The 22,490-nt window shown below is 36.2% G+C and carries 13 protein-coding genes and 1 pseudogene; 11 read left to right on the top strand and 3 right to left on the bottom strand.

What is annotated here, in order from left to right; translation table 11 throughout:
• Window positions 1–62: 62 nt before the first annotated feature.
• From VKJ25_RS20975 to VKJ25_RS20940, 8 genes and pseudogenes are all read left to right on the top strand, one after another.
• On the top strand, window positions 63–500 hold the full coding sequence (locus tag VKJ25_RS20975) for an AAA family ATPase (protein ID WP_324238591.1): 438 nt from the start codon (window positions 63–65) through the stop codon (window positions 498–500).
• Window positions 501–593: 93 nt separating this feature from the next.
• Window positions 594–998 (top strand): AAA family ATPase, encoded by a 405-nt coding sequence (locus VKJ25_RS20970; protein WP_324238590.1) that lies wholly within the window; start codon window positions 594–596, stop codon window positions 996–998.
• A gap of 27 nt (window positions 999–1,025) precedes the next feature.
• Window positions 1,026–1,352, top strand: a pseudogene (locus VKJ25_RS20965) (AAA family ATPase); the annotation flags it as partial.
• A 97-nt stretch (window positions 1,353–1,449) separates the two neighbouring features.
• A complete protein-coding gene (locus tag VKJ25_RS20960) occupies window positions 1,450–1,590 on the top strand; it encodes a hypothetical protein (protein ID WP_375340361.1) in 141 nt (46 codons plus the stop codon).
• 113 nt (window positions 1,591–1,703) lie between these two features.
• The gene (locus VKJ25_RS20955; protein WP_324238589.1) at window positions 1,704–5,885 is read left to right on the top strand and encodes an AAA domain-containing protein; all 4,182 of its coding nucleotides are present in this window, start codon (window positions 1,704–1,706) and stop codon (window positions 5,883–5,885) included.
• A gap of 302 nt (window positions 5,886–6,187) precedes the next feature.
• The gene (locus VKJ25_RS20950; protein WP_324238588.1) at window positions 6,188–6,589 is read left to right on the top strand and encodes an STAS/SEC14 domain-containing protein; all 402 of its coding nucleotides are present in this window, start codon (window positions 6,188–6,190) and stop codon (window positions 6,587–6,589) included.
• Complete coding sequence (locus VKJ25_RS20945) at window positions 6,582–7,007, top strand: HNH endonuclease (protein WP_324238587.1); 426 nt, start codon at window positions 6,582–6,584, stop codon at window positions 7,005–7,007. The genes VKJ25_RS20950 and VKJ25_RS20945 overlap by 8 nt, the downstream gene beginning before the upstream one ends.
• Before the next feature lie 996 nt (window positions 7,008–8,003).
• Window positions 8,004–12,653, top strand: a complete 4,650-nt coding sequence (locus VKJ25_RS20940) for a GAF domain-containing protein (RefSeq protein WP_324238586.1) — start codon at window positions 8,004–8,006, stop codon at window positions 12,651–12,653.
• A gap of 774 nt (window positions 12,654–13,427) precedes the next feature.
• Here VKJ25_RS20940 and VKJ25_RS20935 read toward each other — a convergent pair.
• A complete protein-coding gene (locus VKJ25_RS20935) occupies window positions 13,428–14,216 on the bottom strand; it encodes a TIGR01548 family HAD-type hydrolase (protein ID WP_324238585.1) in 789 nt (262 codons plus the stop codon).
• Window positions 14,217–14,294: 78 nt separating this feature from the next.
• On the opposite strand from VKJ25_RS20935, the gene VKJ25_RS20930 reads away from it, so the two are divergent.
• Window positions 14,295–14,600: a 30S ribosomal protein PSRP-3 gene (locus VKJ25_RS20930; protein WP_324238584.1), complete on the top strand. Its 306-nt coding sequence runs from the start codon at window positions 14,295–14,297 to the stop codon at window positions 14,598–14,600.
• Between the two features lie 621 nt (window positions 14,601–15,221).
• Window positions 15,222–16,295 (top strand): class I SAM-dependent methyltransferase, encoded by a 1,074-nt coding sequence (locus tag VKJ25_RS20925; protein WP_324238583.1) that lies wholly within the window; start codon window positions 15,222–15,224, stop codon window positions 16,293–16,295.
• A 343-nt stretch (window positions 16,296–16,638) separates the two neighbouring features.
• Here the strand turns inward: VKJ25_RS20925 and VKJ25_RS20920 are convergent, their stop codons facing one another.
• A complete protein-coding gene (locus VKJ25_RS20920) occupies window positions 16,639–17,298 on the bottom strand; it encodes a DUF2301 domain-containing membrane protein (protein ID WP_324238582.1) in 660 nt (219 codons plus the stop codon).
• A 325-nt stretch (window positions 17,299–17,623) separates the two neighbouring features.
• Here VKJ25_RS20920 and VKJ25_RS20915 point away from each other — a divergent pair, with 325 nt between their 5' ends.
• On the top strand, window positions 17,624–18,265 hold the full coding sequence (locus VKJ25_RS20915) for a calcium-binding protein (protein ID WP_324238581.1): 642 nt from the start codon (window positions 17,624–17,626) through the stop codon (window positions 18,263–18,265).
• Window positions 18,266–18,563: 298 nt separating this feature from the next.
• On the opposite strand, the gene VKJ25_RS20910 is transcribed toward VKJ25_RS20915, so the two are convergent.
• Window positions 18,564–21,983: a choice-of-anchor I family protein gene (locus tag VKJ25_RS20910; protein ID WP_324238580.1), complete on the bottom strand. Its 3,420-nt coding sequence runs from the start codon at window positions 21,981–21,983 to the stop codon at window positions 18,564–18,566.
• Window positions 21,984–22,490 lie beyond the last annotated feature (507 nt).

The raw sequence follows: 22,490 nt of genomic DNA, 5'->3' as shown, positions 1-22,490 counted from the left end.
AAAAATTTTGATAATGTCAAAAGAGTAGAGGAAAAAAAACAGGAGAAAAGCCGATCAATATTATGCTAAAAAAACTACGACTAAAAAACTTTAAAAACTTCAAAAATGCCGAACTATCTCTAGAGCCATTTACTATTTTAATCGGCACTAACGCTTCTGGAAAAAGTAACATTCGAGATGCCTTACGATTTTTACACGGTATTTCTCGTGGCTATAACCTTGCCGAAATTATGGGGGAAAAATATGTAGAAGGTGGTGTTTTGCAGTGGCGTGGCATTAGGGGAGGTACAAAAGAAGTTGGTTTTCAGGGTAATAATTTTGCTTTAGAAGTGACATTTTCTATCCCCGATTATTTTCAAGGAAAGAAAACTGAAAAAGAAGCAATTTATCAGATTGAGGTTAATTTAGGAAGCGATAATCAACCACCGAATATTATTACAGAAAGATTGACACTTACTGGTGAATCAGAAAGTTTAATTGAAGCTAAATTACAGGTTTAAAAAGAAAGAAAAAGTTTAATTGTTAAAGTCTATAATCAAGCCTACCAAAATCCCCTAATTCCTTTAACTTTTCATCAACCTATTCTTTCACAAATGGCACAAATAATTACAGATGTTTCTATAGGAGAAAGATATATACCAGCAACTTCCTTAAGAGGGAAATTAAAAGTTACCCTACAAGCATTTAGCAATATGAGGTTTCTGGATATCAACCCTGAAGTGATGCGTTTACCCTCCTTTCCCGGACAGAATGTTTTGGGCGATCGCGGTGAAAATCTTTCATCTGTACTGTTAGATATTTGTCAAAATACCCAAAAAAAAGAAACACTCCTGGAATGGATACGGGAACTTACTCCCATGGATGCTAAAGATTTTGAGTTTCCGACTGATTTTACACGCAAAACTTTATTAACCTTAGTGGAAGAAAACGGACAAAAAATATCAGCTTATAGTGCATCAGATGGCACTCTACGTTTTCTCGCAATGATTGCAGCTTGACTCGGTTCGGAGTCAGCTCAATTTTACTTTTTTGAGGAACTAGATCATGGTATTCACCCCACCCGTTTGCATCTTCTACTTAAACTTATTGAAAGTCAAGCTGATCAAGGAAAAATCCAAATTATTGCCACTACTCATTCTTCACAGTTACTGAGATTGGTTAGCGATCGCACTTTAGAAGCAGTATCATTAATCTATCGTTTAGAAAACCGAGCGGATGCCAAAATTATCCGTGTTTTAGATATTCCAGATGCACCGCGTATTCTCAATGAACAAAATTTGGCTCATCTTCACGAGTCAGCTTGGTTAGAAAATGTGATGGAGTTGATCAGTGATAATGAGGTGAATGAATGAAGGTTTTAGTGATACCAGAGGATTTTTGCAAAGACCAATATATGCTTAAATCTATTATTACTGCTATACTGTTACTGGTAGTATTGCCGAATTAATTTTGTTTGGAAAATTACATAAACCGGGAGTTTGGTGTGTAGAAAATAGTTTATCTACGGAATTATTTGAACAGATAATGCAGACTCGTGGTTTTGTGAGAAATTATGCAAACAATTCTGTGATTTATCATGTGAAAAATTAAATATACGTTAATATTTGTAGTCATAGAATAATAATTTGGTATAGATTGAGTTATAATTTCCTATTACATTAAGCCGAAAATTAAAATATCCAATTAAATAATAAATTACGTTAATGTCAACAAAAAAACTATCAGTTCGAGCTACCGATATTGCTGAATATATTCGTTATCAATCATGCGATCGCCGATTTAAGTTAAAATATAACGATTATGAATTTGCTAAAAAAGATATTCCTTTCTATAACTTAATTTTTGGTACTTCTTTAGATCCAGTTTTGGAAGAGGAAGGTCGAATAAGAGAGAATGAATGGGAAATTTTGCTGCAAAAAGATGGCTTTCTTGACTTAACTAAAATGAGTCATAACTTTGAACAAGAAAATCAACCAACTGAATGGAATGACTTTGTTGAAAAGCTGAAAAATTTGCCAGAAAAACAAAAAGCTTATGGACGAGAAATTTCTATAGAAGGTAGTCTGGGAGAGTTTAATATTTCTGGACAAGTTGACTTTGTAGTTTTGCTGTGGGAAAATGATGAACCAAAATTACGATTAGTTGAAGGTAAAGCATCTCGAAAAGACCGGACTTATCATCAAGTACAGGTTAGTTTATATCAGATATTAGTACATCAGTTAATAGAAAAAAAATCAATCAATATCTGTGGAATAAAACTCAAACCAGAAAATATAGAATGTGTTGTGGTTCGGATTGATGAAAATACTAATAAAAGTCAGGATATTATCAAATCTTCAGCTTTAAATTTAGATACAATCAAAGCCGATATTAATCGTCTTTTAGCACCTGACGGCGTGTTAAAGCGGATAGTTGAAATGGACTTATCCGATCTAGATTATCAGCTAGACCAAAAATGTAGCGACTGTACATTAAGCGTTCATTGTTTAGCTGAAAGTGCTAGAAAAAAACGTTTAGAATTGTTAGGAAGAGATTCATCAATTGTCAGGGTATTGCATAAGGTAGGTGTCAACAATCTTGATGATTTATCTGAACTTAATTTAGAAGGAAATCAAGCTGCTGAAATTGAAAAAGATACAAGTTTTACAGAGAATTTAGAGCTTCTTCAGTTAAAAGCAAAAACTCGTAAACGTACTCTTCCTAATGGAGATTCTTATCCAGATACTTATGAAGTAGAAGCACTGCCAAAATATTCAGGTAAAAGTCAACTTCCCGAACATATTATTAATGGAGAAAGTCTGATTCGAGTCTATCTTTCTGTTGAATATGATTATGTAGAAAATAGGATAGCCGCTCTAGCAGCTCATGCTACTAAAAGTCACGGAAAATTAGATCCAAAATTTGAGAAAAACGAAGAGGGTAAATGGCAACCATGCCCGAAAATTAAGGAGTATATAGAAGTAGGAAAAGATGACAATAATAAAACTGTTTACCAAGAAAAAGAACTTGAAGGTAAGGATATAATTAAATTCAAAACATCTGCATGGACGGGAGAATATAAAGAAGACAATGGTTCAGAAAAAGAGTTAATACAAGGATTTTTATTAGAATTAGTTGATACTATCGCCGAAGTTGCAGAAACAGAAGAAGCTCCCATTCATTTTTATGTTTGGTCACGTCAGGAAATGACTCAACTGATAGAAGGTTGTTCCCGTGTTAGTTCTCAACTTCTGAGTCATTTACGGGAGTTACTTGGTTGTCGAGAAAGTTTAGAACAACTAATTTATTCTTGTCTTTATGATGAAGTAGATCGTCGTTATGCTTTGGGATGGACTGGTAGAGATTTAGTAGTTGTAACTTCTCTTAAATGGTTTGGCAGACGTTATCATTGGCGACGAAAAATTAATGGAAAATTTGTTGATTTAGATAGAGCTTTTTCTCAAGATATATTTGACTTTAAAACTAATTTAGAGATAGAAAGTAATAATCAATGGGCTACTTCAAAATCAAATACTGACAATATTAGTAAACATCCCTTTGAAGTTAGACTAAGATATTTTAATTCTTTTAGTGCAGCTTATTGGCGTGCTTATTGGAGAAAACTTCCTGACCCTAATGACTCAAACCTTAAAGCCGAACTAAAAAAACCTATTCAAAATTATAATCAAGCACAAAAACCAAACTATTTAAAAGAATATTTTCGCGCTCGTACTCATGCTATTAGGTGGGTTGAAGAGGGAATTAGATTTAAAAATCCAGAGATAAAAAAAGAATCTTTGACTATTGCTAATTTACCAGATTTTAATTTAGGTGTAGATAATGCTGCTCAAGCAGGAATAGATTTTCTCCGTTTAGATCAGCACGTTAAAGTAACAGATTGGATTGCAAATAATTTAGTTCCACCTATCTATCGTATTTCTTCAGGTCGAACAATACCTGTTAGAAATATAGTAGCTAATGGTAATAGACTAACAGCAGAAATTAATCTTGATGGATATAGTATTACTTCTGAACTTTTACAAGCTAATTGTACAATAGATAAAGATTCTTTTGTTAGGCTTAGTCCCTGCGCTGAAAATCCACATCAAGGTCAAACAATTAATCAACTTTTGCGTGGTGGCAGTACCTGTATAGTAAATGAAATAAATTGGGATACTAAACAGATAGAACTATCTCCTATTTTTAGCCAGTCCGATAGATATAAGTTATTTAGTAATTCTTATAGTAATAGAAATCAAGAACAAATTTTTCTAACTGCCACTATTGATGAAAGTCCCTCAGATTTTATAGCTGGAAAAGTCGATGAAAAATTACAGAATACTCAAGGAAATCATGTTTGTCGATGGTTAGCTCCAGAAAATCCTCAAATTCCACCACAAATTTATCCTTCAGAAAATGATTTAGAAAAATATCAAAACTTTCTTAACTCTTTACCATTACCAAATAATAAAAAGCTCGATGATAAGCAAATAGAAGCAATAATAAATGGATTAAAAACTAGGATTCAACTTTTACAAGGTCCTCCAGGTACAGGTAAAACAGAAACAACAGCGATCGCTACTTTTTTAAGAATTTTGGCGCGAAGTTATCCTGGAGATATTGTTCTTATTACTAGCCATACCCATAAAGCTGTAGATGAATTACTATCACGTCTAGATCGCCTTTTACCTATTTTGAATCAACACGCTACTAATTTAAACTTCAACTTATCATCAATTCAAGTTAGCAGAGTCGATCCTAAAAACAACGAGGATTTTCAAAATACAAATATTAATTCTTTTTCTTCTAAACCTTGTTTCAGTGATGTTAATCGAATGCGTAAAAATGCAGTTTTAGTAATTGGAGGAACAACCAATGCAATTTTAAAGATGGTTAATGAACTGAATCAAAGAAAGAAATTTTTAAAAGATTATCCTCAAGGTTTTCAAACAACAATTCTTATTGTTGATGAAGCAAGTATGATGGTATTTCCTCACTTTCTAGCATTAGCTACATTAGTCAAAAATGATGGTGAAATAATGTTAGCTGGAGACCATCGACAACTTACTCCTATTATTACCCATGATTGGGAAAATGAAGACCGTCCTCCTGTAGTATCTTACCAACCTTATGTTAGTGCATATCAGGCTATTCAAAACTTAAAATCAAACCCAGATATTGAAATTCCTAACACAGCAATATTATGTTCAGCTTTGAATTTTACCTTTCGTTTACCGCCAGTTATTCGCGAACTTATTGCACGGCTTTATAGTAAGTTAGATAATATTCAATTACGAGGCAAAGAAAAAGATAAAAATATAGAAGAAAAAGAAATACATGGAACTTGGGAAAAACTTTTGCTAGGAAATAGAGGTCTTTATCTTGTTCTTCATTCTGAGCGTAAGTCAATACGCAATAATCAAGTAGAAGTAGAAATAATTAAAAAAATTCTGGATGCCGGTGGTAAAATTCCTGATAGTTCTGTCGGAATTATTACTCCACATCGCGCCCAAAGAACCCTACTGAAAACAGAATTAGTAGATTACCATGGAAATGCTGTTGATGTGATAGATACTGTAGAAAAATTCCAAGGTGGCGAACGTCCCAATATAATTGTTTCTGCTACAGCAAGCGACCAGTCTGCTATTAGTAAAAATGTGGAATTTATTCTCAATCTTAATCGCTCAAATGTAGCTTTTTCGAGAGTTCAAGAAAGATTAATTGTTGTTTGTTCCAAAACTCTTTTAGATTACATTCCGGCAGAATTTGAACATTATGAACAAACAATGTTATGGAAATCTTTACGTTCCCAATGTTCAGAACTTATTTTTACTGAAACTATTAATGAATATAAAGTAGAAGTTTTTACACCTCCTTTAGAAGAAATAAGTAAAAATTTCAACTAATCATAAATAAATAAATGGTTGGGTTCGCTCTCGCTTAACCCAACCTACTGTATGCTAAACTAATTTACAATATAAAAATCAAGATATCAAAAATGTCAAAAATTTCCATAGAAGTACAACTATCTTCAGAAGAATTACTCAAAGCTGTGGAACAATTAAGTTTGTTGGTTGGGTTGAGGTACCCCGAAACCCAACAAAGGTAGATAACTAATAAAGATAGATAAATTGTTGGGTTCGCTGTCGCTTAGCCCAACCTACTGTATGCTAAACTATTTTACAATATAAAAATCAAGATATCAAAAATGTCAAAAATTTCTATAGAAGTACAACTATCTTCAGAAGAATTACTCAAAGCAGTCGAACAATTAAGTTTGCCAGATTTTGAGCATTTTGCCTCACAAATAATAGCCCTCCAAGCCAAACGTCGTACCTCAATACTACCGCAAAAAGAAGCGGAACTATTGACAAAAATTAATCAAGGTATTCCTCCAGAAATTCAAAAAGATTATCAACAATTAATTACTAAACGAGAGTCAGAAACTCTGAAAGAGACAGAATATAATCGACTGTTAACATTAAGCGAGGAAATAGAAAAAATTGAAGCCAAGCGTTTAGAAAATTTAGTAGAATTAGCTAATATTCGAGGATTTTCTCTAGTGGATTTAATGGAAAACTTAGGAAGAAAAACAGAAATAAATGTCTGAAAATAGAGTCACTACCCAACAAAGAAAAATTATTATCGAACGTGCAAAAAATTGTTTTGAATATTGCCTTATTCAAGCGCGTTTTGCCATGCAATCTTTTTCGATTGAACATATTATTCCTCAGAGTAAAGGAGGAAAAACTACACTAGAAAACCTCGCTCTTGCTTGTCAAGGTTGTAACAATCATAAATATAATAAAACAGAATGGCGCGACCCAATAAATAATAACTTTGTAGGGTTATATAATCCTCGTCAACAAGTATGGCATGACCATTTTATTTGGAATGAAAATTTTACTATAGTTATTGGCTTAACTCCCACAGGACGCGCTACAATAGAAGCTCTCAAACTTAATAGAGAAGGAGTGGTTAATTTGCGTCAGGTACTCTATTCAGTAGGAGAACATCCTCCTTTTTAATTATTTCAGGACTACGCAAAGGAACTATATATATAGAGTCTTGGTGCGTTACGCTACGCTTTTCATGTCGCGCAGCGTTTCGGCGCTTGAGCCGACATATAAAGCGGAGCTTTGCGGAACGCAAAACACATCCTACCATTAAATATATATAGAGTCTAATCATAAATAAATAGAAGAAACTAAAAAAAAGTAGATATAGCTATTGAATAAATCAGACGTGGTGAAGGAATAGATTGAGAAATTGTGGTTAGTCAGTTGAAAGAAAAATTACGTTTATATTGTTTAACTTAACATTATAAACTATCCTATTTATTCATTAAAATCAACAAAAACTAACATTAATAGGACTAAAGCCATGAGGTACGAAAAACAGAGGTTTGAGATGGCTTCCCTTCGGTGGCAATGACGAAAATACGTTGTAGTTGCGTAAGTTCTGATTAAGCAAAAATATTAAAAGTAAAAACATCAGTATATTTACTAATTATTCACTAAATATTTACTAATTATTTACTAATTATTGCATAGTTTTCAGGTATATAAAATTTTTACCTCAAATCAATAGTTTGGAGCTGGTTTATAAATCTTAATATCGTGAATCCCAAATCTAAACAAAAAAGGTGGTTACATATTAATTGCTATTTATTCCTATAATAAAAAAAATCATAGATGCCATAAATTATCAAAATTAAACTTTTTTTGCTATTTTTAAATATTTTTTTATTCGATCCTATCTGTTGTCTGTATCTTGTTAGTTGTGTGATTAATGTAATAATATTTGATAAAATTAGTCTCATATTTTTCGTATTTCTCTACTTATCCAAATCCAAAATATCAGAATATGAAAAAAAACTGCTAAACTAAAAATATAAAAATTAAAAGAAACAGAACTTACAGAAATTATGCAAGAATACCCTATTTGTAGAGGGGACAAATGCCATTTACCCCCTACAAAAAATGATGTTTCTGCCTAAGTCCCAATTGAGATAGATTAATACTATGGAAACTCTAGCATTGACCACCGAACTCTCTATTTTAATACAGAATAAATGGTTACTAATTACTATTTTGATTGTAGGATTGACAATATCTATTGTATTAGTAACTGCTTACAAATTTATTAATACAATTAAACGCATTCAAGATAGTGAACTAGAAAAACAGCAAGAAACAACTCGTAAACTTAATCTTGAAGTGAAACGAGAACAACTCCTGGCAAAAATTATTAATCAAATTCGCTCTTCCCTTGATTTACAAACAATTCTAGAAACAACAGTAACAGAAGTTCGGTCATTGTTAGATGGCGATCGCGTGGTTGTTTATAAATTTGCTCCGGACATGAGTGGTACAGTTCTGGCTGAATCTGTGGGAAAAGAATGGACTCCTACTTTACATAAAGAGATTCACGATACCTGTTTTCAAAATGGTGAAGTAACTCGTTACGATCGTGGTCATCGGTGGAGTGTCAACGATATTCAAAAAGCAAATTTAACTGAATGTCATCGCCAACTGTTAGAGCAGTTTGAAGTGAAAGCAAATCTGGTTGTACCAATTATTTGCTTTCATAGACAATATATTAACTCCGAGTTGGAAAAGAATGCAGAATCATCTATTTCTGGAGAGCTTTGGGGTTTATTAATTGTGCATCAGTGTAGCGCTCCCCGAAATTGGCTAGACAGCGATCTAGAATTAATTGACAGGATTGCCGAACATTTCACGATCGCGATTCAAATGGCTCAACAAGTTCAAGAACTTCAGGAAAGTAAAGAAACAATTGAACAAGTCAAAGAGCGTGAGTTAAAACAACAACGAGAAAAATCTCGCGAATTAAATATACTATTTAAGCGAGAACAACTTTTAGGCAAGATTGCTAATCAGATTCGGTCTTCCTTAGATTTACCAAAAATTTTAGAAACAACGGTGACAGAAGTTCGTGCCTTGTTGGATACCGATCGCGTCATTGTTTATCAATTTGCTGCGGACATGAGTGGTACAGTTGTAGCTGAATCTGTTGGCAAAGAATGGACTCCTACTTTACATCTTGAGATTTTTGATACTTGTTTCCAAAATGGTGAAGTCACTCGTTATCAAAAAGGTCATCGTTGGAGTGTAAACGATATTAAAACCGCAAATTTAACGGAATGTCATCGCCAACTTTTAGAGCGGTTTGAAGTGAAAGCGAATCTAGTTGTACCAATTATTTGCTTTCATAATCAATACACTAACTCCAAGCTGGAAAACCATGCAGAGTCAGCCAATCAACTTTGGGGTTTATTAATAGTTCATCAGTGTTACGCTCCCCGAAACTGGCGAGACAGTGACTTAGAATTAATTGATAGAATTGCCGAACATTTGACAGTCGGGATTCAAATGGCTCAACAAGTGCAAGCACTCCAGGAAAGTCAAGCAAAAATTCAAAAAGTCAAAGAAAGTGAGTTAGAAAAACAACGAGAAAAATCTCGCCAACTAAATATACAAGTTAAGCGAGAAAAACTGGTGGCACAGATTACTAATCAGATTCGGTCTTCCTTAGATTTACCAAAAATGTTAGAAACAACAGTGACAGAAGTTCGCTCCTTGTTAGATAGCGATCGCGTGGTTGTTTATCAATTTGCTGCCGACATGAATGGTACAGTTGTAGCAGAGTCTGTAGGGGAAGGATGGACACCTACTTTACATCTGGAGATTCTTGATACCTGTTTCCAAAAGGGAAAAGTAACTCGTTATCAAAATGGTTATCATTGGAGTGTTAATGATATTCAAACCGCAAATTTAACAGACTGTCATCGGCAACTCTTAGAGCAATTTGAAGTTAAAGCTAATCTGGTGCTGCCGATTTTTTCCGCTCCACCTCAAGATGTTAATCATAATGGTAAAGTTCCAACCACTCCCACTCAACTTTGGGGTTTATTAATAGTTCATCAGTGTCGTTCCCCTCGATATTGGCAAGAGAATGACTTAGAACTCATGGAGGAAATTGCCGGACATTTAACGATCGCAATTCAAATGGCTCAAAGAGTTAAAGAACTTCAGGAAAGTAAAGAAACTATCCAAGCTCTATACAAAATTACTTCTGCGCGAGGCCGTAGTTTTGAGCAAAGATTGCAAGGATTGCTAGCTATGGGGCGAAAACATTTTAATATGGAAATTGGGATTGTTTCCCGAATCCAAGGCGATCGCTATCAGGTTATTGCTGCCCAACTTCCTAGTAAAGCTACGATTAAAGGAGCAGTTTTTGACCTCAAACAAGTCTACTGCGAAGAAACCATGCAAAGCAGAGAAGTAGTTTGTATTGAATCTGCGAATACTCCTGAGTGGAAAAATCATCTGTGTCATACTACTTTTGGATTGAAGTCATATATTGGCATCCGGGTAATTTGTAATGGGGTAGTTTATGGAACTCTGAATTTTTCTAGTCTTAGTCCTCGTTTGACACCGTTTACTGGAGTTAATCAGGAACTGTTGAAACTAATGGCGCAATGGATTAGTGGAGAAATACAACGTCAGGAAGTAGCAGAAGAATTAAAACGAACCCGAGATCAAGCTCTGGTTGCCATGAGAGCCAAAGGGGAATTTTTAGCTACAATGAGTCATGAAATTCGGACGCCAATGAATGGGGTGATTGGCATGACGGGATTGTTATTAGATACTCCTTTAGAAGAAAAACAACGCAGTTTTGTCGAAACCATTCGTAATTGTGGTAACTCACTGTTAACAATTATCAATGATATTCTCGACTTTTCCAAAGTTGAATCTGGCAACCTAGAGTTAGAGAAGCAGCCATTTGAGATTCATATCTGTGTAGAAGATGCTTTGGATTTATTGGCTCCGAAAGCAGCAGATAAAAATTTAGAGTTGGCTTATATAATTGATGTGCAAACTCCTTATACTGTACTTGGGGATGTGACGAGAGTACGACAAATTTTAGTTAATTTATTGGGAAATGCGATTAAGTTTACCCATGAAGGGGAAGTTGTAGTCTCTATCAGTTCCAAGTATATTGATGATACCCATACAGAAATTTGCTTTGCTGTCAAAGATACAGGTATCGGCATTCCTGAAGATAAGCAGGATCGATTATTCAAATCATTCAGTCAAGTAGACTCTTCTACCTCACGTCAATATGGTGGTACTGGTTTGGGATTAGCCATTTCTAAACGTCTCAGTGAAGTCATGGGAGGTAGAATGTGGGTTGAGAGTAAAGTAGGAGAGGGTTCAACTTTCTACTTTACCATCAAAACGGAAGTCGTTGATTCCGATACTAATCAACGTTTGTTCAATACAGAATCTATACTCAACGATAAGAAAGTTCTAGTTGTTGATGATAATGCCACTAATCGTAAAATTCTCAAATTGCAAATGGAATCTTGGGGAATATATCCTCGAGTAGTAGCTTCTGGGGAGGAAGCACTTGAGGAACTAGATAGTCACAAAGAATTCGATTTGGCTATTCTGGATATGCAAATGCCGGAAATGGATGGTGTCACTCTAGCCCAAGAAATTCATTCATATCCTCGATATACGGACTTACCTTTAGTCATGTTAACTTCGATTGCTTACCCGGAAGATAATTTAGACGAATATGAATCTGAATTTGCTGCTCTGTTGAGTAAACCGATTAAGCAATCTGAACTTTGCAACACTTTACTCAAAGTTTTTGGCGGACAGCCAATTAAAGTCAAGCAATCTCGTCCTCTTCAAAAATTGGAAATCGATCCAGAAATGTCTGATCGTTTGCCTTTGAGAATCCTGTTAGCAGAAGATAATATAGTCAATCAACAGTTGGCAATCCAATTACTGGAAAAGATGGGATATTATGCTGATGTGGTAAGCAACGGTTTGGAAGTTATTGAAGCGATAGATCGTCAGCCCTATGATGTAATTTTCATGGATGTTCATATGCCAGAAATGGATGGTTTAACAGCCACAAAACGGATTGTGATGGAAAGAGATGCTACCCAAAGACCTCGGATTATTGCTATGACAGCGAATGCTATGGAAGGCGATCGCGAAGTCTGTCTAAATGCTGGTATGGATGACTACATCAGTAAACCTATTCGAGTGGAAGAGTTAATCCAAGCATTACTTAAGTGTGAGCATATAGAGCAACCATTACCAGTTCCAACTTTTGCAGAACCAGAGCTAATATCACCTGAAGACTTGGATGAAGAATTAACTAAATCATTTGCCCAAATCTCAGATGCAAATGGAGATTTTGAGAAACTTAAGCATCAAGACTTTGAGAGTGAAATTTCTAGCCAAACCAATTTCAAACCAACTAAACCTGCAATCGATCCAGATGCTTTAGATAAATTTCGAGATATGTTTGGGGAAGATGCAGATAGTTTTATTGAGAATATGGGTGAAATTTTTCTAGAGGAAAGCTCTAAACAATTGGACAAAATTGCAATTGCGATCCAAGAAAAAGATGTAGTAGCAATGACATTACAAGCTCACACCTTAAATGGAAGTTGTGGTAGCATCGGAGCATACAATTTATCAGAAATTTGTAGAGAAATGGAAATTTTAGGTCGAGCCAAAATGACTGAAGGAGCATTGGAGCTATTAGATAAAATTTATGTGGAATATGAACAAGTTAAGTTAGAATTGAAAGAAATAATGCTAAATTCTGTAAGTCATTCTCGATAAGATTTAGAGTTTATAACTCAATCTAACATTAATAGATTGTGATGAATTCAAATTTATTAATATGACCAAGAAATAAGGTCTCAAGCCTCCCCTTTCAAGGCAGGGCTGTTTCATTATACACCCCAAAATTAGGGATTATGGCTCTAAAAGTCTTTCAGAATATGCTATTCGCTATGTTTTTCTAACATTTTCTATTTTGGTTTTACTTTTTATTCAGGACTAAAGCCATGAACGCTATTGGTAGGGTGAGTTTTGCGTTCCGCAAAGCTCCGCTTTATATGTCGGCTCAAGCGCCGAAACCCTGCGCGACATGAAAAGCGTAGCTTAACGCACCGATACTCCATATCTACTGCCTTTGCGTAAGTCCTATTATTATTGGAGATGTCTATTAGACATCTCCAGAAATAAAAAATTAAATCAATAATCGTACAAAAATCATCTATTCTTTCCCCCTACTCCCTACTCCCTACTCTCTACTCCCTCTTTTCTAGAGATGTCTATTAGGGAAGAGGAGAGAAAGATGGTTGTTGGGTTTCGTCCCTCAACCCAACCTACATCTATTGCAACTGAACCCAGAAACCCCGTTTCTCCTAGAAACGGGGTTTCTTTGCGTAAGTCCTAATATAAAAGGAAACAAGTGCGTGAAGTACCTCATTATTTGTTAAAGACTGGAAGTCTGTTATTGATTTTTGCAGTTCAAGATCCTGATTGTTACAGCAAACGAAGGCTGAACTGCAAATAACTGTACCTCACGATCCTCATGCATTGCTGTAATTATATATTTATTAAATTATCGATCGCTTCTACAGACAACTCTTCAATATTATGCAAAACCACTTTTGCACCTGCCTCCAGTAACTTACCAACATAAACTTTTTCTCTTTCCCCACCATCCTGAACATGGGGAGGCAGCACACCCACCCCCATCCAAGTTCTCGATGGCATCTTTTGACTAGCATTTTCGACTGTATACATATCTCCCACCGTATCCCCAACATAAATCACAGGTAGATTTTCATCAAAACCATGTTGTTGTTCTAACTGCTCTATCACTGTAAACAAACCTGTTGGGTCTGGTTTTCCCGGAGCATCTTCCATCGCTACCACAACTGGAGAAAGCAAATTTAACTTTCCTTCCAAAACATAAGCAACCTCTGCTCTCATCGCTCCACTAAAAAATCCCCAAGAAAACCCTGCTTCCGTCAACCGCTCAAAATAACCAGAACTTACCAACAAAGGTTCCTCACAAATATAACCATTCCAGTTATTCTCATCTACACCCCGATAACGAGACTGAAAAAAAGCGATTAACTTTTGATAATCTAAATCTACATCTTCCCGTTTTTTACCTTGTTTCTCAAAATGGCGATAAACTAACTCCCGCGAAGCCTCCCAGTCATTATTCCAAACACCCTCAGATTTAAGCTGGTCAAGGTCTGTCAGAGTGGGGCGAAATGCAGGGGATGTAAAATGCTCTACCGTATCAGCGATCGCCCGTCTATAAGAGCCACCCACGTCCCGAATCACACCATCAATATCAAAAACTAAAATTGCTTTGTTCATAATTACATTTTTACGGTATAATGAAAATTTGTGTGTTTAAAGTTGAAAAAATAGCCTAAAATTGGCTCAGGAGGTAAATTGTCCAAATTTATATTAAAAGTAGTCTGGTTAGACGATAATGTAGGAGTTGCCGTAGATCAAGTGGTAGGAAGTGGTACCAGTCCTTTAACTTGTTACTTTTTCTGGCCTAGGAACGATGCTTGGGAACAACTAAGAACAGAAATGGAAGCCAAGCATTGGATTTCCGAAATAGATCGGGTAGATCTACTAAATAAGGCTACTGAATTAATTAACTATTGGCAAGAAGAAGGCAGAAGAAGGCCACTGTCAGAAGCTCAGAAAAAGTTTCCAGAACCAGAAATAGTTTTTGCAGGCACTAATTAAAGTCATAATTCAGGAGTCAGAAGTCAGGAGTCAGGAGTTAGAAAGTCCTAAATTCCTTCGCGACTCCTATTGAAGTCAAAATTTAGAAGTTAGGAGTGAGAAAGTCCTAAATTTATTCGCAACTCCGATACTAAACTTTTATACTAAACTTTTCCAAACATCAAAAATCAAGCTAATTATTTTTCCCTTTTCTCTATTGTTTTGAGATGTCTATTTGACTTTTCCAAAAATCAAAAATTTAATCAACTATTTCAACTATTGTAGATATAGGGATATAAAATCATAGGTGAGAAACAAACTGTAGGGGTTTGGTCTCCAAACCGAAGCACTCAGGGATTTGGAGACCAAACCCCGTTAGATAAAATCAGGACTTAAGCAAAGGTACTATATATAGTGTGTCGGTCGGTGAAGCTACCGCTAACACACCATGCCAATAGCATTCATGGCTTTATTCCTGAAAATCTTATACCCAATTTAGGATTGCTATCTGTTAATTCTTTCCTTCTACTTCCTACTCTCTCAAACGCGAGCAAGATGCTCGCACTATTTCTCTTACCTGCTCCTTCAAGCGGGAGCAAGATGCTCGCACTATTTCCTCTTACCTGCTCCCTAAAATTGCTAATGAACCAAAAACAGACATTACCAATAAATGACCAACTGCCACTGGTAACTTCTCCAGCTATTCTCAAAAAAGCTATTGCTTATAAGCTTGATAGCTACATTTCGGGTCATGGTGAGCTGATAGTTCCTTGTCTGCCTGGTATGCTGGAATATTATATGAATATTGTCGAAAATTTATTCTCTCATTTGGGTAGACCAATGCCTGATGAAAGAAAACAACAATTGCGAAAAATGCTAGAAACAAAGTTGGTAGAAGGATTTAATGCTTCTGCAACTTCCATGTTAGTTATTCAATATGAATTAGTGAAGCCTCCCAAAAAAGGTATGGCTTGTCAAGTAAATATTCGCACTCCAACTTTAGCAGAAGAGTATAAGTATTGGGTAGAGAAAAGAAAGCCTCCTTTATTTGGTTCTCATCCTGATGCTAAAGTGTTAGCAGTTGTGGGAGAGTTGAGTGAAAATGGTGCTTTAAAAATATTGGATGTAGGAGGAGGAACAGGTAGGAATGCTTTACCTTTGGCGCGAAACGGTCATTATGTAGATATTCTGGAGTTAACCCCTACTTTTATTGAAGAGTTGCACAAAGCGATCGCTACAGAAAATTTACCAATAAATGTCATGGAGGGGGATATTCTCGATCCACTAACAAGGCTGCAACCAGCTTTTTATCAGTTAGCGATCGCTGTGGAAGTAGTATCTCATTTTCGGGATGTGGATGACTTAAGGTTATTTCTGGCAAAAATGTCTGATGTTATTTGCTCTGGGGGTTTGCTGTTATTCAATATGTTTTTGGCAGTAGATGAATATGTACCAGATAAGTTAGTGCGAGATATGGCGCAGTTATGTTGGTCGAGTTTGTTTACATGTGCCGAGTTAACCAAAGCAATGGCAGGTTTACCTTTAGAAATAATTTCTAATCAGTTAGTTATAGAATACGAACGTCAGCATTTACCAGAAACAGCATGGCCTCCCACCAGTTGGTTTGAAAGTTGGGCGACTGGTAGAGATATATTTCCCTTGGCGAATGGTAAACCACCTATGGAGTTACGATGGATATTATGTCGGCGAGTTTGATATGAAGGCAGGTGGAAAGCGCTGTATAATCCATAAGAGTGGGAGTATCTTGCTCCCATGCCAGAAATTTTTTTTTTGACAGCACTTTTCAGATTAATAAACCACAATTCTAGCAATATGAAATAATTCGTGAAAAAGACTGTAGGGGTTTGGTCTCCAAACCCGAACAGATAAGAAATTTGGAAACTAAACCCCTACAATAAAATATGACAATCTAGTAGACTGATACAGCGTGAAACCCAACAAAACGTTATTATTTTTCGGTTTCGTTCCATGCTTCGCAACGAAGTGCGCGAACAACCCAACCTACACCTGAAATGACTCCTAATTTGTGGAAACATTCCTACGCCTGATTTTTTTGTTGATGTAAATATTCAAAAACACTCTTATCTCCAATATCTGGAGGTATTTGTTGGAATGCCTTGCGAATAGCAAAAACTATAAATAAAAACGCCCAAGTTCCTAATAAAAACTCCTTCGCTTCAATAGATAGAAAACTACCTAAATGAGATAGGAGTAAAAAGGGAACTAAAGGTGTCAGGAATTTAGTTTCTAAACGGTTAAAACAAATAGCTTCTTTGAAGTAAATACCAGTTAAAGCAGCAAAGATAAAACCAACACCAAAAATAGTAACCGGATTGTTGTAAACTACTAGAGCAAGAGGCTCACTGCCATTAATTGCAAAAATTACCGTGGCAATAGTCCCTATAAACCAAAATAGCTGGAGTATTTGGTGTAATATGGCCATATAAATATGAATCGTGGCCAAACTAATACCTAAGCCCAGACAAAAACAGACCATCAGAGGTGTTAATGTTTGAATAACAGTAGGATTATTACCTTGCCATAGTACCAAAGCGCTGCCTAATGCAAAACTAAGAGCAGCTATCATTAAGCCAATACGGTAAATAATTACACCCTGGCGATCGCTTTTTGTAATGGTAAAATCTCCGAATTGTCCTTGATAAATTATCGGTTCTGGAGATTGTGCTGTTTGTGTCATAGTTTACTATTTATTAATTAATAATTGATAATGAATAATAAGTAATGAATAATTATAGCATTAGAAAATTAGAAATTCAGAACTTACGCAAAGCAACGTCAGTCCTGAGATTTAAAAAAACTCTTTCATTATCAATTATCCATTGGAAAGATATAGTAAATTCCCAGCATCAGAACTAAAGATTTAATAATTAGATCTTCATCTTCGTAAGTAGGGAGTATCTGGCTAGCGTGGGTGTAAAAATGGAATCTGCCGTTAAGTTATCTGAATTTTTTTTATTATTTATATTCTTTAAAATTATCAACCTCAATAAGGTAAAAACTTGATGTCAAAATCTAATCAAAAACCAAATAAAAACAAGTCTCAACCTGATACCGGGAAGCTGAAACCAATTATAATTGATGAGACTATTGTATCAAGAAAATCTGCTAAGGTAAATGGCGCAGAAAATATAACTATAAATATACCTATTGAAAAATTTTTACAGCAGATAGGTGCTTTTCAAGGGATGGAAGATGATGATGAAGCAGAACAAGTTCATTGGGAAGTTTTTGAACAAAAATTAGAGGAAGTTTTGAGAACTACAGATTTAGAAGTTGATTTAACTAATTTAAAAAAGTATTTAAAATATCTCAAGCAAAATCTGACAATTCCTTGTTTAGTTACAGGTACGGAAGAATTTGAATGGGAGGAATATTATACAATAGGTCCGGGAAATAAAAAGGAATATCAAAAAGAATATCAAAAGCTAAAAAAGACACAACCATCTTATACAGATGAATTTAATTTGTTAAAGTTGGATAGTAAATTTGATGTAGATTACGGAATTTTAGCTGTGTTGGAACGCACGACAGATCAGCGCAAATTTACATTGCCATTAGCTGATTTGGAAACTGTGGCAGAAGATTCTACTAATTCAGAATTATTAGAAGATTATTCATTATGGTTTTATACTTATTCTGAGTAAGAAGGAAGAAGGAAGAACGGAAATATTTACTATATTTAAGATTTTTCTTTCTGTTAAATTTTCTTCCTTTCTTGTCTTATATCAAATCCGTTGGTTTCTGAGTAATATAATTCCTATCGCCATTCGTGGTTAAATTTCATAGTTGGTAGGGGTTTTGGAGAGGGTTGGGAGACCAAACCCCTACCGGATTTGATATTAGCTATAGCATTTCTCTAAATTGGGGAAAATTCATAGTTGGTAGGGGTTTTGGAGAGAGTTAGGCGAGGGTTGGGAGACCAAACCCCTACCGGATTTGATATTATCTGATCACAAAATCTTCTGCTGCGAGGTCAGGAGCATCAGTTAGAGTTGCAAACTGACCGCCATCTCCAAAACCACCTGCATTACCATTAGCATTGTACAACAAACCACCATTATTAGAATTGTAAACAATCATAGCGTTACTGGTAGCAGCAGCACCATTACTTCCTACAATAGCAAACTCATTCCCAATATTTTCACCAGAAGCAGTAGTAATTTCTGTAAAAGTTCTTAAGTCAAGTAGAATCAAATCTAACTCAGGATTGAAATCCGTAATTTCATCTACTCCTAAGTTTGCCTCACTAAATGCACTATTGCTAGCAAAAATAAAGCTGTCAATACTCGCACCACCAGTCAAGACATCATCATCAGGACCACCATTGAGGCGATCGCGACCTTGACCACCACTGAGAGTATCTTCTCCACTACCTCCTAACATCCGGTCATTACCCAAACGACCAATTAAGGTATCATTTCCAGCACCACCAAGAATAGTATCGTTTTCTAAACCACCATTCACACGGTCATTACCATCACCACCACTAATGCGGTCATTTCCACGGTTGCCGTTAATATTATCATTGCCAGCACCACCTCTAATAGTATCGTCTCCACCGAAACCACTCAAAGTGTCAGCACCAGAACTTCCCATGATTTTGTCGTTTGGAGAAAACTCATAAATAGTAGTAGTACCACTAGCTTCATTCGCAACTACTAATAACGCTTCTCCATTAGGACTATCTTCTGGGGAAATAAACGCTAAACCTTCAGGTCCTAAATCTCCTGCTGCACTGGTCTGAACATCTGCTGTGAAATCACGGTTATTGATATATTGCTCAAAAGTTGGTGCTGTCGGCTCGCTGACATCATAAACCATAATTCCACCCATACGCTCTAAACCAATAAAAGCATAGGTTTGATCGTCTAAAACTCCTATAGTTACAGCTTCAGGTTCAGGTCCTTTGGCATCGCTACGAGTATCAAAAGAATTTTCGTCGTTGTCAGAATTAAAGTTATCAGGGAAATCTTGAGCAGTAATTTGTTCAAAAGCATCACCACTATCGAACACCAAGTTACCAGTAGCATCCCAGATACTGAAAGAGCGACCGCCATAACCAAATATTTGGTCGAAATCGCCATCACCATCAAGGTCTCCTTCTGTGATTGTTACTTGCAAACGACCTAGAGCAGTTTCATCTTTTATGGCATCAACATCAAAAGTTTCAGGATCGAGTACATATTCCTCATCTGCTACCCGTACTTCTTCTGAGAAACCATCATAATCTCTGGAATCTCCTTCATTTGCTGTTATATAGTAGGTTTCACCATCTATCTCAAAAGAAGCAATACTATCTGGTTGGAATAACCCGAACACAGGCCAGTTATTGAGATTGATTCCACCATCTCGATCGCTTGGGTCAAGTTGATTACTTAGGGTTGAGAAATCAACTATACCTAGAACGACTGGTACTGGAGCGGGGTTAAGAGGAACAGTACCATCAACTGGAATTTCTTCATCTAATAAACCGAAGTCATTATCGTTCAGTACCGCTAACCGTCCGTCTGGTAATAAAGATAAACCTTCTACTTTGTCTCCAGCAGTGTAACCAATGGAAGGTAGGTTAGTTACTTTAATTTTATTAACTGCTTGAATACCTACTGCTGCTAAACTGTCTGCAGTTTGTTGTTCCAGAGTTTCACCGTTTGGTAAACTTGGCGCACTATCAGCAAGTAAGTTAGTTGCACCTGTGAGGTCAATCTCAAAAATAAACTTTTTGCCAGTAGGATCGACAGAAGAGTCTCTTTCGGCAACAAAGAAGTTACCAGTTTCTGGATCGTAGACAGCATCTCCAATTTTATCAACAACCGGACCAGCACCGATATCAGGTTTTTCTAGCAGGTAGACATATTCTGCTACGGGTGTTCCATTAGTGGGATCGATACCTAGCATTCGGATAATGCTGGAGTTGTCCGAAGTTTCGCGATCGGGATTTGCTAGAGGTGTTTGAATAAAGCTATACAAAATACCTTCGTCTGTATCCAATGCAACTGCTTCAAAACCACGGTTCGAGCGACGGTTGGAATATTCTGCAGGTAGGGTTTCTGTACCAAAAGTTCCTGGTGCTTCTGCTGGTTCTGCTAGTGCTGCTGTTCCTTCTGGTACGAAACGGTTTAGCAGTGAACCATTAGTATCAAATTGGTAGATAGCAGGTCGATATTCATCTACAGTCCAGAAAGTGTTGTCAGCAGGGTTGATAACAATACCTTCCATGTCTGCACCGAAGGGGTCATATTCTAGGACGTTACCAGAAAGATCTACTGGTATCTCGTCTATTCCTTCAATATTAGGTAAACCTGTTATGGGAACTGTCTCTCCGTTGTCTTCTCTAGTTAAAATAATTTCTTCAGTGATTTCAATATCGCCACTACCTTCATCTAAGGTAAAGCGAACAATTCTTGCTTGATAGTCTGGCAGAGCAAATGGTCTGTCGTTTTCTCCATCACCGTTTACATCTGTGGGTGCGCCATTAGGTCCCCGGTCTGGTACGGTCACAAATTGTAAGTTACCGTTTTCGTCTTCACCTTCAAACCATAATCCTGATAAACCACCCAGGAGAATATCTTGACCGCCTTCGGTTCTACCTAAAACTGGCAGGTCAGAAAATTGAAATTGTGTTAAGTTAGGCAGACCGCGACTGTAATCTTTTACTCCTAATGGGAGAACGTCTAAAACAGTTGCATTGGCAATGTCTATCACTGCTACAGCATTATTTTCTTGGAGAGTGACAAGTGCTGTAGTGTCATCAGGAGAAACAGCAATATATTCTGGTTCAAAGTCTTGAGCTGCATTTGCATCAGGTCCGAATATCCGCACGCCACGGGAACGTAATTCTGCTTCGCGACCGATGAAAGCAGTAAAGTCAGCGGTAGAGACATTATCTTGAGTTAAACTTTCTACTCCACCAGAAATATCAATAATGCTAACGGAACCTTGGGGGTCGTTAGTATAGTCGTTGTTAGGTTCTCCTTCATTTGCCACTAATACCTTTGTACCATCGGAGGTAAAGGTAAGCATATCTGGTAATGCACCTACGGTAACTTGACCGAGTTTAGTACCATCAGCATCAAAGAAGGCCACTCTTCCTGGGTTTTGTTTGTTGTTAGGTTCAACTGCAACTGCAACAATACCATCGTCATTAACTGCAACACTATTAGCACCTGCACCAGAAACTTCTATTTGATTTATGCGAGTTGGGTTAGCAGGGTTACTAATGTCTAATACATCAATAGTGGCACTATTGGCATTGACAACAAACGCTCTTTGTGTATTGGAGTCATAAGCAACAATTTCAGCAGCACTCTCATCGAAGAGTCCTGTCTCGTAAGTACCTAATGGTCTGAGTTTTGGGCTACTCATTAAATTTCCTAGTTTATTTGTTTGAACACCGAGCGTATATTAGCAGTTGATGTTTAAGAGAAGTTTAAATAGATAGGACTTACCCAGACACCCTAGATATAGTGCTTAAAACTATGGCGCAATCGTTTTTTAACTCTATATTTAGTACCTTTGTGTAAGTATTGAGATTATTAAAAATTCAACATAGCTTTTAAGCATATAATTAAGAAATTGTCAACTAATTTATAGATGACTGTCTAGTAATATTAATTTCATAAATTTTTGTTAGAAAAGATAGGGAGTAGTTAGAAGTTTAGGAGAAATAGAAGTTATAGAGGAAGTAGTCGGAATGTGGGGTAATATTATGTCCGGTTGAATACTTATACTTTTATCTGTCAATGCTCTTAGATTTATTCAGGGTTTGTAGAGGGTTTGGAGACCAAACCCCTACAGTTTTTTCTGACAAATAATTTCTTATGGCTATGTATATTTTTAGTATTGTATTCAGGGCAACTTCATAGAGGAATC

The sequence above is a fragment of the Okeania sp. genome (assembly GCF_035285525.1).
Taxonomy (GTDB): domain Bacteria; phylum Cyanobacteriota; class Cyanobacteriia; order Cyanobacteriales; family Microcoleaceae; genus Trichodesmium.
The sequence above is the reverse complement of the archived record's forward strand: the minus strand, read 5'-3'. Positions and strand labels throughout refer to the sequence as shown.